The following is a 13,873-nucleotide window of genomic DNA, read 5'->3' as shown; positions in this document are numbered from 1 at the left end:
ATTATGTTAGATGAAATTGTTGAAAAAACTAAACAGAGAGTGGAAGAGGCAAAAAATATCATTTCATTAGATGATTTAAAAAATGAAGTTGCACTAATGGATATTGATAATGAATTCCCATTTAAAAAGGCTTTGAGTAGTGATGATATATCAATCATCGCAGAGGTTAAAAAAGCTTCTCCCTCAAAAGGTTTAATTGCACAAAATTTTGATTATTTGAATATTGCAAAGGATTATGAAGAGGCTGGTGCTTCTGCAATTTCAGTTTTAACTGAACCTTATTTTTTCCAAGGCTCTAATGATTATCTATCTGAAATTGCTAAAACTGTTAGTATTCCAGTTTTGAGAAAGGATTTTGTTGTTGATGAGTATATGATTTGGGAAGCAAAAGCATTAGGGGCTTCAGCAATTTTATTGATCGTTTCTATTTTGGATACTGTTCAGTTAAAGAAATATTTGGATTTAACTCATCAATTAGGTCTTTCAGCTATTGTGGAAACACACGATGGTGATGAAATCATGCGTGCGTTAACAGTTGGTGCTGAAATAATAGGTGTGAATAATAGAAATTTAAAAGATTTCACTGTTGACATTGAAAATAGTATCAACTTACGTAGATGTGTTAGTGGAGATGTTTTATTTATTTCTGAAAGTGGAATTAAAACACCTGAAGATGTTGCCAGATTAAAAGAAAATAATGTTGATGCAGTTTTAATAGGCGAAACTTTAATGAAATGTGATGATAAAAAATCTATGATTTCGGAGTTGAAAAATGGTTAAAATCAAAATCTGCGGACTCAAACGGTTGGAAGATATAGAAATTGTAAATAAATATAAACCTGATTATATAGGTTTTGTTTTTGCTGATTCAAAAAGAAAAGTTTCACACAAAACAGCTAAGCTATTAAAAGATTATTTGAGCTCAGATATTCTTTCAGTAGGTGTTTTTGTAGATTCACCTGAAAACGAAATATTGGAATTGTATGATGAAGGAATTGTAGATGTTGTTCAACTTCACGGCAATGAAAGTGAAGAATTTATATTGAATCTAAAAGAAAAAACTAATTATAAAATAAAAATAATTAATGCAATTGAAATGTATGATGGAATTGATGTAAAAAAATATGACAATTCTAAAGCTGATTATTTACTTTTTGATAGTGGAAAAGGCAGTGGAAAAACTTTTGATTGGAATTTAATAAGAAATGATTTGAAAAAGGACTTTTTCTTGGCAGGAGGATTATCAATTTCTAATGTTTGTGATGCAATTAAAGAGTTTAATCCTTATGCAGTTGATTTAAGTTCAAGTCTTGAAACTGACGGATTTAAAGATGAAAATAAAATTAAAAAAATTATGGAGGTTATAAATTGAGTAGAGGACGATATGGAGAATATGGTGGGCAATATATCTCTGAAACATTAATGAATGAATTGCTTTACTTGGAAGAACAGTACAATCATTATATGAATGATCCCGATTTTGTTGAAGAGCTTAATACATTGTTGAAAGAATATGCTGGAAGGCCATCATTATTATATTATGCTAAAAGAATGACTGAAGACCTTGGTGGAGCCAAAATATATTTAAAACGTGAGGATTTAAATCACACTGGTGCTCATAAGATTAACAATGTTTTAGGACAGGTACTTCTCGCTAAAAGAATGGGTAAAAGTAGGGTGATTGCAGAAACTGGTGCAGGTCAACATGGAGTTGCAACAGCTACAGCGGCAGCATTGCTTGATATGGAATGTGAAGTATTTATGGGTGAAGTGGATACAAAAAGACAAGCTTTAAATGTTTATAGGATGGAATTGTTGGGCGCTAAAGTTCATTCGGTCAAATCAGGAACTAAAACTTTAAAAGATGCAGTAAATGATGCATTTCGTGATTGGATTGCAAGAGTTCATGATACTAATTATGTAATAGGTTCAACAATGGGTCCACATCCGTTCCCAATGATGGTTCGTGATTTTCAAGCTGTAATAAGTGCTGAAGCACGTGAACAATTCCTTGAAAAAGAAGGAAAACTTCCAAATGCAGTAATTGCGTGTGTAGGTGGTGGAAGTAATGCAATGGGTGCATTTTATAATTTCATAGATGATGAAGACGTTAGATTAATCGGTTGTGAAGCAGGTGGAAAAGGAATTGACACTCCATATAATGCTGCTGCGCTAACAAAAGGAAAAATTGGAATATTTCATGGAATGAAATCAATTTTCAATCAAAGCAATTATGGACAAATTGCACCGGTATACTCAGTGTCTGCGGGTCTTGATTATCCGGGTGTTGGACCTGAACATGCTTATTTAAGAGATTCTGGAAGAGCAGAGTATGTTCCAGTTACAGATGAAGAGGCTGTTAATGCATTTGAATACTTATCAAGAATGGAAGGAATAATTCCAGCTATTGAAAGCGCTCATGCAGTGGCATATGCAATGAAAATAGCTCCTAAAATGGATAAAGATGATATTATTATGATTTGTTTATCTGGAAGAGGAGATAAAGATGTCAGATCAATTGCAGAGTATAGGGGAGTTGAGTTAAATGAGTAAAATAGCTAACGCATTTAAAAATGGAACTGCATTCATAGGATTTTTAACTGCAGGCGATCCTACAGTCGAAAAAACAGTTGAATTTATTTTGGCAATGGAAGAGGCAGGATGTGACTTGGTTGAAATAGGAATTCCATTTTCTGATCCTATGGCTGAGGGTGTAGTCATTCAAGAAGCTAATGTAAGAGCATTAAAGCATAACACAACAACTGATGATGTTTTTGAAATCGTTAGGAAAGTGCGTGAAAAAACTGATATTCCATTGGTATTTTTAACATATATTAATCCTGTTTTCTTTTATGGTTATGAAAAATTCTTTGAAAAATGTAATGAATTAGGCATTGACGGTATAATTTCTCCGGATTTGCCATATGAAGAAAAAGGTGAAATTTTAGACATTGCTCGCAGGAATGATGTTGATGTAATTTCATTAATCGCACCTACTTCAAAGCAAAGAATTCAGATGATTGCAAATGATGCAAGTGGTTTTATCTATGTTGTATCCTCATTGGGAGTTACTGGAATGAGATCTGAAATCAAAACAGATTTAAATTCAATTTTACAAGACATTCGTGAGGTAACTGATTTACCATTGGCAGTTGGTTTTGGTATTAATACTCCTGAACAGGCTAAAAATATAGGTGGCATTGCCGATGGTGTAATTGTAGGTAGTGCAATCGTTAAAATCATTGAAGAGTATGGTGAAGATGCAACTGAACATTTGAAGAATTATGTTTCAAGCATGAAAAAAGCATCTAATGAATGATTTTTCCAAAAACATAAACTTATTATATGTAAAAAAATAAATATAAATATATTATTAATAAGAGGATTATTTATGTTTAAAGCAGAATTAAGTGATTCTAGTATATTAAAAACCAGTTTTGATGCTATTTCATCAATTGTTGATGAAGTACAAATTCAAACTGATAGTGAAGGCATGAGATTAGATGCCTTAGACCGTAGTCACATAACTTTCGTACATTTAGAACTAAAAGCTAGTTTATTTGACGAATATATTTGTGATGTTCCTGAAAAGATTAATATTGACACTGATGAATTTATGAGAGTACTTAAACGTGCTAAATCTCAGGATAGAGTATTAATGTCTTTGGATGAAGGTAATTTCATCATTACTTTTGAAGGAGATGCAACAAGAACATTCAAAATCAGATTAATTGATATTGAATATGATAATCCAACTCCTCCACAAATTTCACATCCAACAACATTCAAAGTACGTTTCTCAATTCTAAAAGATTGTATTAACGATATTGATATATTCTCTGATAAAATTGCTTTACAAGTTGATGAAGACTACTTCATTGCATCTGCAGACGGTGAATTCGGTGATGCAAGTATCAAGTACCTTCACGGAGAAAATATTCAATCACATGAAAAAGCATTATTCTCTTTAGATAAAATCAGAGAAATGCTCAAAGCAGATAAATTTTCAGAGGAAGCAGAAATTAGTTTAGGTACTGACATGCCATTAAGTTTAACCCTTAATATGGTAACCGGTGATGGTAAACTAAGTTTCTTACTTGCTCCTAGATTAGAACAAGATGATTAATTTCATTTGTTCATCTTTTTTTATTTTTAAAATTAATTTTAGAGATGGTATTAAGTGGATCAATTTTATCAAGTCCTACGTAAAGTTCAGAAAAAAGAACGTAATAATGGTACATTAGCTCGTGTAGAAGAAACTTTTTACAATGACATGCATGAGTATATGGACATGTTAAAACAGCAGGCAATGAGTGATCCATTTTCCAAAGCACCTGCAATTCTTAAAGAAGCTCAAATTATCGCTACAGATATTTGTCAAAGAAGAGAAACTAAAATAACCAATTCTGCGGTGCTTAATATTCATAGGTCTTATCATTTATTCACTGGAAAGCCTCAGTTTGATTTAGTTGACACCACTCCTTTGAATCTAACTCCTGAGGAGGAGAAGTTTTATTATTCATTAATAGATACTTTAAAAAATCATAGAAATAATATTTCTCTTGAGGACTTTTCTGATGATAAAGAAAAAACTGAGCATACAACAATAATTAAACCTATTGAAACTCAAACCAATACTTTAACTTCTGATACAGTACAAAAATCAACAGAAGAGATAAAACCAAAACCTATTGTAAAAGAGGTTAAACAACAAGATGAAACTCCAATTGTAAAAGAAGTTAGACCTCCTCAAAAACCTAACCCTGTTGAAGATATTGAGGATAATCCTAATGCTTTTGATGAGCAGGATGAATTTTATGATTTTGAATCTAAAAAAGTTGCTAAGGATACGGAATTAGTTACAATGTTGGTTTTTGATGATATTGGAGCGATTGTTGGTGTTGATGAGAAAGTTTATGGACCTTTCAGACCACAGGATATAGTGACCTTGCCATTAATTAATGCAAAAATATTTTTCAAAAACAGAAAAGGTCGTCAAGTTAAAATTTAGCACTTTTTCCATTACCTTTAAATAACTTAATAAATATATATTTTATCATATCTATTTGTGATAGTAAAAAATTATATTTTTTATAATTTGGATTTCTGCTGTATGTAGACTTGATGCGTTACAATGCAGTTTTGATCTCTACGTTTTTTAATAGAAATTGGATTTAGATAAATTCACAACTAGATTTATCATAACTTATTAATTTACGGTGAAATAATGAAAATACCAAAAGAAAAAAGAACATACTGTCCTCACTGTAAAAGACACACAGTGCATGAAGTTCACACTGCAAAAAGAAGAAAAGCTAGTGAATTAACCTGGGGACAAAGACAATTCAGACGTGTGACTGCTGGTTATAGAGGTTACCCAAGGCCTTTACCTGCTGGAAACAAACCAGTTAAAAAATTAGATTTAAGACTTAAATGTAAAGAATGTGGTAAATCTCACATCAAACAATCTTTCAGAACAGGTAAACCTGAATTCGTAGCTAAATAAGGTGGTTAACATGGTTAGTAAAGGTAGAGGAAACTTTTTAAAAGTTAAATGTTTAGATTGTGATAATGAACAAGTAATTTTTGATCGTGCTGCATCTGATGTAAAATGTATTATTTGTGGTAAAACCCTTGTTAAATCTCGTGGAGCTAAAGCAAAAATTACTGCACACATCGAAAAAGTTTTAAACTAGATTCCTAGTTTTTAACTTATTTTTTTACTATTTTTTTATAATTTTTATTTGATGTTGGTGAGAATATGGTAAGAAAAAGTCAAGAATGGCCTGATGAAGGAGAACTTATTGTCGGTACTGTTTACAAAGTTCTTAATTATGGGGCTTTTGCTAAATTAGAAGAATATCAGGGCAAAGAAGCTTTTATTCATATTTCTGAAGTATCTTCTGGTTGGGTTAAAAATATCCGTGACCACGTTAGAGAAAATCAAAAAATCGTTTGTCGTGTTTTAAGAGTAAACCCTAAAAAAGGGCATGTCGATGCTTCTTTAAAAAGAATCCGTGAAGATCAAAGAACTAAAAAAATCCAACATTGGAAAATTGAACAAAAAGCTGAAAAATTCTTAGAATTATCTGCTAAATCTTTAGATAAAAACTTGGATGAAGCATACGATGAAGTAGGTTATGAGCTTATGGACATCTTCGGTGATGTTTATGGTGCTTTTGAAACTGCTTCTGATGAAGGTGCTGAATCCTTAACTGAAGAAGGAATCCCTCAGGATTGGGCTGATGCTATAACTGAAGTAGCTAAGAAAAATATTACTCCTCCTGAAGTTCACATTAACGGTTATGTTGATATTGAAACATTTGTACCTGATGGTGTTGAAGTTATTATTTCAGCTCTTAAGGCTGCTGAAGATAATGGGGATGAAGAGGAAGAAATTAAAGTCCAATGTGTTGGTGCACCAAGATACAGAATTACTGTAAAATCTACTGATTATATTTTAGCAGAAAAAACTCTTAAAGCTGCAGCTGAAAGATGCATTGCAGTTGTTGAAGAATCAGGCGGAAATGGTTCATTTTTAAGAGAGTTAGATTAATTAGATTCGCATGAATATGAAAATGAATAAATGTCCTGATTGTGGGATTTATACTTTAAAAGATGCTTGCCCTAAATGTGGTGGGCAACTTAAAGTAATTTATCCTCCTAAATTTTCTATTGAGGATAAATATGGTAAATATCGACGTATTTTAAAAAAGGAAGCTTTAAATAAGGAGTAATGCAGATGAATACTACTGAAATTAATGTTTTAGAAGAAATTGAGCTAGAAAATCCTATTTTCATAGAAGCATTACCTGGTCTTGGACATGTAGGTAAATTGGCGGCGGATCATATAATTGATGAATTAGGAGCTACTAAATTTGCTGAAATTTATTCTCCAACTTTTCCACCTCAAGTCGTTGTAAAAGATGAGGGAATAATAGAAAATATGCTTAATGAGTTATATTATCTAAAGGATGTTGGTGAAGATAATTTGGATTTAATTATTCTTGTAGGTAATACTCAAGCTTTGTCTCCAGAAGGACAATATTTAGTTTGCAAGGAAATTTTAGAATTTGTTTGTAATTTCAATATTGATAGAATTTTTACTTTAGGAGGAATGGTTACTTCTCCTCAACCGGTTGAAAATCCTAAAGTATTTGGAGCAGCTACTAATGAGGCAAATATTGAACTGTTAAAAGAAGCTGAAGTTGAAATAAGATCTAATGATGGTGGTATTGTTGGAGCTTCTGGATTATTCTTGGGATTGGGTGTCCGTCAAGGAATTGAAGGAACTTGTCTTATGGGTGAAACTCCAGGTTATTTCATTGATGCTGAGGCTGCTGAAGCTTTATTAAAGAAATTATCACATTTGCTTAATTTTGAAATCAATACTGATAAATTAGATGAAAGAGCTGAAGAAACTAGACAAATGATTGCTAAAGCTCAACAAATGGAACAGGATTTAATTAATAAGGCAAATGCTGGAAATGCTGATGATTTAAGATATATTGGATAATTAATCCAATATTTATTTACTTTTTTTATGAATGTTATTGTTATTCCTGATGCTTCGATGATTGTTATTCCATTAATTGAAAAGAATGGACATAATTATATCTCTCCCAGTAATTTTTCCAAATATGATAATATGGACATTTGCGAGGGAAATTTGGAATTCACTAATCTGATTACTAAATATTCGTCTAGTGAACTTCCGTCAGGTGTTAAATCAAGACTATTTTTATTTTCTAAAATTATTGATAAGGTTGATGCAGCTATAATTATAGGCAAACGTCCTAAAAACTATAAAAGAATGTATAATGCATTAAATGAATTGATTTTGTTTGGTGGAAATTCCTGTAATAATGCACATAGTTTGATTGTTAAAATTGTCACTGATTTGAACATTCCTACATTAAGGCTTGCATATCCAACCACACAAGAGGAAATCATTGATTTAATCGATAAAACAAACTATTTTTTAAGAAATCTCGAATCGAAATCTGAAATTGATGTGGATTTAATGTTAAAAAAGGATAAGCATCCTCTTTTGGAAGTTAAAAAAATATTAAATAATAAAAATTTCTAACATTTAATTATGTTGGTAAATGCGGATTTTCACATTCACAGTTGTTTTTCGATGGCATCGTCAAAAGACATGCTAATTGAAAATATTGCTTCAAAATCCAAACTGAAGGGTTTGCAGCTTTTAGGAACTGGAGATGGACTCCATCCAAAATGGCTGAATATTGTCCGTGAAAGTACTGAATATATGGGCGATGGCATATATTCTTGTGATGGAATGCACTTTGTTTTAACCACTGAAGTTGAGGCAAAACATAGGATTCATCATGTTATAATAATGCCTGATATTGATATTGCAAGCGAGTTGTCGGATAAATTACCTTCCAAAAACAAATCAATTGATGGCAGACCTAAAACTAATCTTGATGGTGGGGAACTATTGGATTTAGCTCATGATTATGATTGTTTGATTGGTCCTGCTCATGCATTTACTCCATGGACTGGAATGTATAAGTTTTATGATAGCATTTATGACTGTTATGATGCCAAACCGGATTTTGTAGAATTGGGATTGTCTGCTGATACAGATATGGCGGATAGAGTATCTGAACTGAAGGATTTTGTATTTTTATCAAATTCTGATGCTCACTCACCATGGCCTCATAGATTGGGTCGTGAATTTAATCAAATAGAGCTTGAAGATATTTCATACTCTTCAATTAAAAAGGCTTTTAAAAACAAAGATGTTAAAGCAAATTATGGTCTTGTCCCTAATTTGGGGAAATATCACATGACTGCATGTACCAAATGCCATAAATTAATTGATCCCTGTGTTTCTCGAGAAAATAAAATGAAATGTTCCTGTGGAGGAACAATTAAAAAAGGAGTAGATTTCAGAATATCTGAAATTGCAGATTTGAATGAACCTATTCATCCAAGTTTCAGACCAGATTACATACATCTTATGCCTTTAGCTGAAATAATATCTTCAGTTCATGATAAAGGTGTTACCACAAAATTTGTACAGGGAATCTGGCAAAAGTTAATTGATAATTTTCGCACTGAAATCAATGTCTTAATAAACGCTGACTTAAATGACATTGAAAAAATCGATGTTGATATTGCTTCTGCAATCGAATCTTTTAGAAATGGTACAGTTGATATCATTCCTGGCGGTGGTGGTCAATATGGTCAGATTCTATTTGAAAAAGAAGTTAAAAAACCTAAATTAGTCACTTTAGATAATTTTTAAAAGCGGACTTGGAGGGATTTGAACCCTCGATCTTAAGATTAGGAGTCTTACGCCCTTCCAGACTAGGCTACAAGCCCTTAAATAATTATATGATGAAAATATTTTAAAAAAAGAAATTATAAGGACGGACCCGCCGGGATTTGAACCCGGGGTCTTCGGATTAGAAGTCCGACGCCCTATCCAGCTAGGCTACGGGCCCTTACATACAACAATAATAAATATATTTTTTGTATTATATATAGTTATCTATTTTAAAAATAAAAAAATAAAGGATTAAAATTAATCCTTATGCTCTTTCTGTATTTCCAGTTGCATCATTTACAGCAATGCTGTCTACAGCATTTCCATCTGCATCATATACAGTGAAGTACCAGTATCCATCGGAATAATATCCTCCTCCAGCGTAACATCCTTCTTCTAAAATTGCATCACTTGCAATAGCTTTTGCAGATGAATAAGATAATTGTGAGCTACTTGAACTTGAACTTGAGCTTCCACTTCCGCTTCCGCTGCTGCTACTTGAACTTGAGCTTCCACTACTTGAAGATGTTCCACTTGAAGAACTACCTGAGGAGGAACCTCCAGAAGAACTGCCAGAGCTACTTGATCCAGATCCTGATCCTGATTCTGTAGAACTTGGGCTTCCAGTTGTAGTGGCTACAGATGAAGATCCATTATCTAAACTTGTAGTGTTCCCAATTCCATTTCCAGTATCATCATTTGCTCCCATACTGGATAAATCTGAGAATATTGGGTTGTCACTATTGGTTATGCCGTATGCTGTAACCGCTGCTGCGATACATAATACAATAATTATTGAAATGATAATATTTGCTTTATCCAATTTTTCCCCTCCTTTCAAGCTAATTTAATTATAATAAATTAATTTAGTTTTTTATCTTTTATATATATTTCTATTTGGAATTTTTGAAGTTACTTATTAATAATAATAACTATATATAATTAATGTTAGTTTCTAATTTATAATTGAGGTGACATATTTGAAAGATAGAGTAGTTATATCCCCTACAACTCGTCAAGAGGGCCATGCCGAACTCGTCATGGAAGTAGACGACGAAGGGATTGTTACAAAAGGTATGTATTTAAGTATAACTCCTGTAAGGGGTTTAGAAAAGATGGTTCTTAACAAAGCACCTGAAACCGCTCCAGTTTTATGTCAAAGAATCTGTGGAGTATGTCCTATTCCACATACTTTAGCATCTGCTGAAGCAATCGATCAAGCATTAGGTATTGAAATTCCTAAAGCAGCTAGATTGTTAAGAGAAGCTACCTTATCAGCACACAACATTAACAGTGCAGCTATCCACCACTTTTTAGTAGCACCAGATTTCGTTCCTGACGAATTATTTGCTACTGCTGTAGATAGTGTAAGTAACATTAGAAAAAATGCACAATATGTTGTTGACATGATTGCTGGTGAAGGTATTCACCCATCTGATATCAGAGTAGGAGGAATGGCAAGAAACATTACTCCATTTGCAAAAGAAAGATTAATAGAAAGAATGACTGCACTCAGATCAGATCTTGAAGCACACATTGAATTAATCAAAAACTGTGTAGCTGAAAGCGCTGAAAAATTAGGTATTCCTGAAGATTTAGGTGTAGTAAATCAACCATTACTCGCTGTACACGAAACTTACGGTGTAAACGAATTTGATATGGATGCATTCTCAGAAGTATTACCAGAAGCATGGTATGATGACCCTGAAATCGGTAAAAAAGCATGTTCCGTAATTCCATTAATCAACGGTACCAATGTTGAAACCGGTCCTAGAGCAAGAATGGAAAAATACCAAGGATTCAAAGGCAAAGGTGTTATTGCTCAACACGTTGCTCGTGCTGACGAAATGTTGAAAAACTACGACGCATGTCTTGAAGCATTAGATGCAATTGACACAGCTGCATCTGCAAGAGCAGATTATGATCCTAGAGGTACTGGAGAACTTGGTTTCGGTATTATTGAAGGTCCTAGAGGAACCAATGCTCACATGGCACAAGTTAAAGATGGAAAAACCCAATTCTATTCTGCAATTGTACCTACAACTTGGAACATTCCAACTATGGGTCCAGCTACAGAAGGATTCCATCATGAATTTGGTCCACACGTAATCAGAGCATACGACCCATGTTTATCCTGTGCTACTCACGTGATGGTAGTTGACGATGAAGACAAATCCATTCTCAAAAACGAAATGGTGAGAATCTAAGTAGTGGAGGAAAAATTAAATGCCTTATGATTCGGAGATTATTGTTATTGGATGTGGAAATGTCCTATTTAAGGATGATGGATTCGGTCCAGTAGTCATAAACATTTTACAAAAATATTGTAATGATAAAAATGATTATTATGATCCTGCTGTTACAGCTTATGTAGAAGATGAATTTGATAAAGATATTTTAGCTGAAATTAAACAGAAATTTGAAGATATCAAATTACCTGACAGTATTCAGTTCATCGATGGCGGGACTGCAGCTCCAACAAACTTTTTCCCATTATATGAAGAATATGATTGGAAAAAACTGATTGTCATTGATGTTGTTGAGTTTGATGCAGAACCGGGAACAGTTGATGCATTTGATCCAAATATAATGAAAATAGGAAAATACGATAATCCTCATGGTATGACTGTTGAAGAACCTCTTCAAAAAATTTCTGAAAAATGTGAAGTTGTTGTTGTAGGTTGTAAACCAGAGTCAATTCCAACTCCGGATGTAGATATGGGTTTAACTGAACCTGTTGTAAAGGCTATTCCAAAAACTATTGATCTTATTTTAAATGAAATCGGGGTAAAATAATGTTTGATAAATTGAAAAAAGCTTTTGGCGGTTCTAAAGAAGAAATCGCTCCAAAAGTAGAAGAAAAAGTTGAAGCTGCTCCTGAAACACCTGTTGAAACTGCACCTGCAGAAGAAACCAAAGCTGCTTCAGCAAAACCACGTATCGGTTACATACACTTAAGTGGTTGTACTGGTGATGCAATGTCCTTAACCGAAAATTACGACATTTTATCAACAGTTTTAACTGATATGGTTGATATTGTATACGGACAAACTTTAGTTGACAAATGGGTTCACGGTACTTTCGCTGAAGAAATGCCTGAAATGGACTTATGTTTAATTGAAGGATCTGTATGTTTACAAGATGAACACAGTGTCCAAGAACTTTTAATGGCAAGAGAAAAATCAGGTTTAATCTGTGCATTCGGTTCCTGTGCTATGACAGGTTGTTTCACAACCTTCGCACGTGGAGGTCAACAAGCACAACCTAAACACGAATCATTTGCACCAATTAGTCAATTAGTTAAAGTTGATTGCGCACTTCCTGGTTGTCCTGTAGCTCCTGAAATGATTGCAAAAGTTGTTGTAGCATTATGTAACGGAGACATGGAATACTTACAACCTGCAATCGATAAAGCTGCTTGCAACACTGGATGTGGCTGTGACGTATTAACTAATGTAATCCGTAACGGATTATGTACTGGATGTGGAACTTGTGCTCTAGCTTGTCCTACAAGAGCTATGGGCTTTTCTGAAGGTAGACCTAGCTGTGACAGAGATAGATGTATTAAATGTGGATCTTGTTATGCAATGTGTCCAAGAGCATGGTTACCTATAAAAAGAATTAAAGAGGAAACTGGATTATAGGAGGATTGAACATGCCATTAGGTACTTATAAAGAAGCATTATCTGCAAGATCTACTGATAAAAAAATCTTAGATGTATCACAAGACGGAGGAATCGTTTCAGCATTACTCTGTTACGCACTCGATGAAGGAATCATTGAAGGTGCAGTTGTTGCTGGAACTCCTGATGAAGATTGGAGACCTATCCCTACTGTAGTAACTTCCTCTGACGAAGTTATCGCTGCAGCAGGTACAAAATACTCAATGTCCCCAACCTTATCTGCATTAAAAGAAGCAACCCGTCAATACGGTTTAGAAAAAGTTGGTGTAGTCTCAACTCCATGTCAAACCCAAGGTTTAAGAAAAGCACAAGCTTATCCATTCACTAGATTTGTCGTTGACAAAATCAAATTAATCATCGGTATCTACTGTATGGAAAACTTCCCTATGGCTTCTCTTGATACCTTTGCTACCGCAAAATTAGGATTTGACAGCTTACAAGATGCTAGTAAAATGGACATCGGTAAAGGTAAATTCTGGTTAACCAAAGATGGTGAAGACAGTGGTTTAGCTATCAAAGAAACTCACGGTTACGAACAAGCTGGATGTAACATCTGTCAAGATTACGTAGCTGAATGGGCTGACGTATCAACTGGTTCTGTAGGATCTCCTGATGGATGGTCTACTGTTTTAACCAGAACTGATGATGGTGACTCCATATTCAAAGCTGCTGTTGACGCTGGTTTAATCGAAACCAAACCAATGGACGATGTAAAACCAGGTCTTCCTTTACTTGAAAAATTAGCTAAAGGTAAAAAAGACAAAAACACTGCAGAACGTGAAAGAAGAGCTAAAATGGGAGTTAAAATCCCTGCTATATACTAATCTTCTTTCTTTTTTTCTTTTTTTTAGTGCGACAAGCAATTGTCTTTTAAATTTTGTTATATGAACTC

18 protein-coding genes and 2 tRNA genes are annotated in these 13,873 nt (G+C 33.6%); 17 read left to right on the top strand and 3 right to left on the bottom strand.

Translation table 11 applies throughout. The features are described 5' to 3' along the window. Positions 1 to 3 precede the first annotated feature (3 nt). From trpC to IJ258_RS08815, 13 genes are all read left to right on the top strand, one after another. Positions 4 to 780, top strand: a complete 777-nt coding sequence (gene trpC, locus IJ258_RS08875; protein WP_292805990.1) for an indole-3-glycerol phosphate synthase TrpC — start codon at positions 4 to 6, stop codon at positions 778 to 780. Beyond that, the gene (locus tag IJ258_RS08870) at positions 773 to 1,372 is read left to right on the top strand and encodes a phosphoribosylanthranilate isomerase (protein ID WP_292805987.1); all 600 of its coding nucleotides are present in this window, start codon (positions 773 to 775) and stop codon (positions 1,370 to 1,372) included. The genes trpC and IJ258_RS08870 overlap by 8 nt, the downstream gene beginning before the upstream one ends. Beyond that, on the top strand, positions 1,369 to 2,553 hold the full coding sequence (trpB, locus tag IJ258_RS08865; RefSeq protein WP_292805984.1) for a tryptophan synthase subunit beta: 1,185 nt from the start codon (positions 1,369 to 1,371) through the stop codon (positions 2,551 to 2,553). The genes IJ258_RS08870 and trpB overlap by 4 nt, the downstream gene beginning before the upstream one ends. Beyond that, positions 2,546 to 3,319 (top strand): tryptophan synthase subunit alpha, encoded by a 774-nt coding sequence (gene trpA / locus IJ258_RS08860; RefSeq protein ID WP_292805981.1) that lies wholly within the window; start codon positions 2,546 to 2,548, stop codon positions 3,317 to 3,319. Before trpB ends, trpA begins: the two co-directional genes overlap by 8 nt. Before the next feature lie 72 nt (positions 3,320 to 3,391). Further along, positions 3,392 to 4,126, top strand: a complete 735-nt coding sequence (gene pcn / locus IJ258_RS08855) for a proliferating cell nuclear antigen (pcna) (protein WP_292805977.1) — start codon at positions 3,392 to 3,394, stop codon at positions 4,124 to 4,126. 54 nt (positions 4,127 to 4,180) lie between these two features. Further along, positions 4,181 to 5,011 (top strand): hypothetical protein, encoded by an 831-nt coding sequence (locus IJ258_RS08850; RefSeq protein ID WP_292805974.1) that lies wholly within the window; start codon positions 4,181 to 4,183, stop codon positions 5,009 to 5,011. A gap of 216 nt (positions 5,012 to 5,227) precedes the next feature. After that, positions 5,228 to 5,506: a 50S ribosomal protein L44e gene (locus IJ258_RS08845; RefSeq protein ID WP_116592620.1), complete on the top strand. Its 279-nt coding sequence runs from the start codon at positions 5,228 to 5,230 to the stop codon at positions 5,504 to 5,506. Positions 5,507 to 5,516: 10 nt separating this feature from the next. Next, positions 5,517 to 5,696, top strand: a complete 180-nt coding sequence (locus IJ258_RS08840) for a 30S ribosomal protein S27e (RefSeq protein ID WP_067044971.1) — start codon at positions 5,517 to 5,519, stop codon at positions 5,694 to 5,696. Between the two features lie 65 nt (positions 5,697 to 5,761). Then, positions 5,762 to 6,556, top strand: a complete 795-nt coding sequence (locus IJ258_RS08835) for a translation initiation factor IF-2 subunit alpha (protein ID WP_292805969.1) — start codon at positions 5,762 to 5,764, stop codon at positions 6,554 to 6,556. 10 nt (positions 6,557 to 6,566) lie between these two features. Then, positions 6,567 to 6,737 carry an RNA-protein complex protein Nop10 gene (locus IJ258_RS08830; RefSeq protein ID WP_292805966.1) on the top strand — a complete coding sequence of 57 codons (171 nt, stop codon included), beginning with the start codon at positions 6,567 to 6,569 and terminating at the stop codon, positions 6,735 to 6,737. 5 nt (positions 6,738 to 6,742) lie between these two features. Then, positions 6,743 to 7,516 carry a proteasome assembly chaperone family protein gene (locus IJ258_RS08825; protein WP_292805963.1) on the top strand — a complete coding sequence of 258 codons (774 nt, stop codon included), beginning with the start codon at positions 6,743 to 6,745 and terminating at the stop codon, positions 7,514 to 7,516. 27 nt (positions 7,517 to 7,543) lie between these two features. Further along, the gene (locus IJ258_RS08820) at positions 7,544 to 8,089 is read left to right on the top strand and encodes a DUF2112 family protein (RefSeq protein ID WP_292805960.1); all 546 of its coding nucleotides are present in this window, start codon (positions 7,544 to 7,546) and stop codon (positions 8,087 to 8,089) included. A gap of 9 nt (positions 8,090 to 8,098) precedes the next feature. Further along, complete coding sequence (locus tag IJ258_RS08815; RefSeq protein WP_292805957.1) at positions 8,099 to 9,277, top strand: TIGR00375 family protein; 1,179 nt, start codon at positions 8,099 to 8,101, stop codon at positions 9,275 to 9,277. A gap of 3 nt (positions 9,278 to 9,280) precedes the next feature. Here the strand turns inward: IJ258_RS08815 and IJ258_RS08810 are convergent. The 3 genes from IJ258_RS08810 to IJ258_RS08800 form a co-directional block, all read right to left on the bottom strand. Then, positions 9,281 to 9,354 (bottom strand) — tRNA-Arg (locus tag IJ258_RS08810). 48 nt (positions 9,355 to 9,402) lie between these two features. Continuing rightward, positions 9,403 to 9,476, bottom strand: a tRNA-Arg gene (locus IJ258_RS08805). 87 nt (positions 9,477 to 9,563) lie between these two features. Further along, positions 9,564 to 10,121, bottom strand: coding sequence for an endoglucanase (locus IJ258_RS08800; RefSeq protein ID WP_292805954.1), 558 nt, complete (start codon positions 10,119 to 10,121; stop codon positions 9,564 to 9,566). Between the two features lie 157 nt (positions 10,122 to 10,278). Here IJ258_RS08800 and frhA point away from each other — a divergent pair, with 157 nt between their 5' ends. Genes frhA through frhB form a run of 4 tightly spaced genes read left to right on the top strand, consistent with a single transcriptional unit; the run spans position 10,279 to position 13,805 of the window. Beyond that, a complete protein-coding gene (gene frhA, locus IJ258_RS08795) occupies positions 10,279 to 11,505 on the top strand; it encodes a coenzyme F420 hydrogenase subunit alpha (protein WP_292805951.1) in 1,227 nt (408 codons plus the stop codon). A 19-nt stretch (positions 11,506 to 11,524) separates the two neighbouring features. After that, positions 11,525 to 12,094, top strand: coding sequence for a coenzyme F420-reducing hydrogenase, FrhD protein (frhD, locus tag IJ258_RS08790; RefSeq protein WP_292805948.1), 570 nt, complete (start codon positions 11,525 to 11,527; stop codon positions 12,092 to 12,094). After that, positions 12,094 to 12,942 (top strand): coenzyme F420 hydrogenase subunit gamma, encoded by an 849-nt coding sequence (gene frhG, locus IJ258_RS08785; RefSeq protein ID WP_292805945.1) that lies wholly within the window; start codon positions 12,094 to 12,096, stop codon positions 12,940 to 12,942. The genes frhD and frhG overlap by 1 nt, the downstream gene beginning before the upstream one ends. Positions 12,943 to 12,953: 11 nt before the next feature. Then, positions 12,954 to 13,805, top strand: coding sequence for a coenzyme F420 hydrogenase subunit beta (frhB, locus tag IJ258_RS08780; protein ID WP_292805942.1), 852 nt, complete (start codon positions 12,954 to 12,956; stop codon positions 13,803 to 13,805). The last annotated feature ends 68 nt before the right edge of the window (positions 13,806 to 13,873 follow it).

Origin of the sequence: Methanobrevibacter sp., assembly GCF_017468685.1 — an archaeon.
Classification (GTDB): domain Archaea; phylum Methanobacteriota; class Methanobacteria; order Methanobacteriales; family Methanobacteriaceae; genus Methanocatella.
The sequence above is the reverse complement of the archived record's forward strand: the minus strand, read 5'-3'. Positions and strand labels throughout refer to the sequence as shown.

Coding starts and splice junctions, on each gene's coding strand:
- IJ258_RS08845 (WP_116592620.1), top strand. CDS start 5,228: ATGAAAATACCAAAAGAAAAAAGAACATACTGTCCTCACTGTAAAAGA.
- frhG (WP_292805945.1), top strand. CDS start 12,094: ATGTTTGATAAATTGAAAAAAGCTTTTGGCGGTTCTAAAGAAGAAATC.
- IJ258_RS08830 (WP_292805966.1), top strand. CDS start 6,567: ATGAATATGAAAATGAATAAATGTCCTGATTGTGGGATTTATACTTTA.
- IJ258_RS08835 (WP_292805969.1), top strand. CDS start 5,762: ATGGTAAGAAAAAGTCAAGAATGGCCTGATGAAGGAGAACTTATTGTC.
- frhB (WP_292805942.1), top strand. CDS start 12,954: ATGCCATTAGGTACTTATAAAGAAGCATTATCTGCAAGATCTACTGAT.
- IJ258_RS08870 (WP_292805987.1), top strand. CDS start 773: ATGGTTAAAATCAAAATCTGCGGACTCAAACGGTTGGAAGATATAGAA.
- frhD (WP_292805948.1), top strand. CDS start 11,525: ATGCCTTATGATTCGGAGATTATTGTTATTGGATGTGGAAATGTCCTA.
- IJ258_RS08840 (WP_067044971.1), top strand. CDS start 5,517: ATGGTTAGTAAAGGTAGAGGAAACTTTTTAAAAGTTAAATGTTTAGAT.
- trpA (WP_292805981.1), top strand. CDS start 2,546: ATGAGTAAAATAGCTAACGCATTTAAAAATGGAACTGCATTCATAGGA.
- trpC (WP_292805990.1), top strand. CDS start 4: ATGTTAGATGAAATTGTTGAAAAAACTAAACAGAGAGTGGAAGAGGCA.
- IJ258_RS08825 (WP_292805963.1), top strand. CDS start 6,743: ATGAATACTACTGAAATTAATGTTTTAGAAGAAATTGAGCTAGAAAAT.
- IJ258_RS08820 (WP_292805960.1), top strand. CDS start 7,544: ATGAATGTTATTGTTATTCCTGATGCTTCGATGATTGTTATTCCATTA.
- IJ258_RS08815 (WP_292805957.1), top strand. CDS start 8,099: ATGTTGGTAAATGCGGATTTTCACATTCACAGTTGTTTTTCGATGGCA.
- pcn (WP_292805977.1), top strand. CDS start 3,392: ATGTTTAAAGCAGAATTAAGTGATTCTAGTATATTAAAAACCAGTTTT.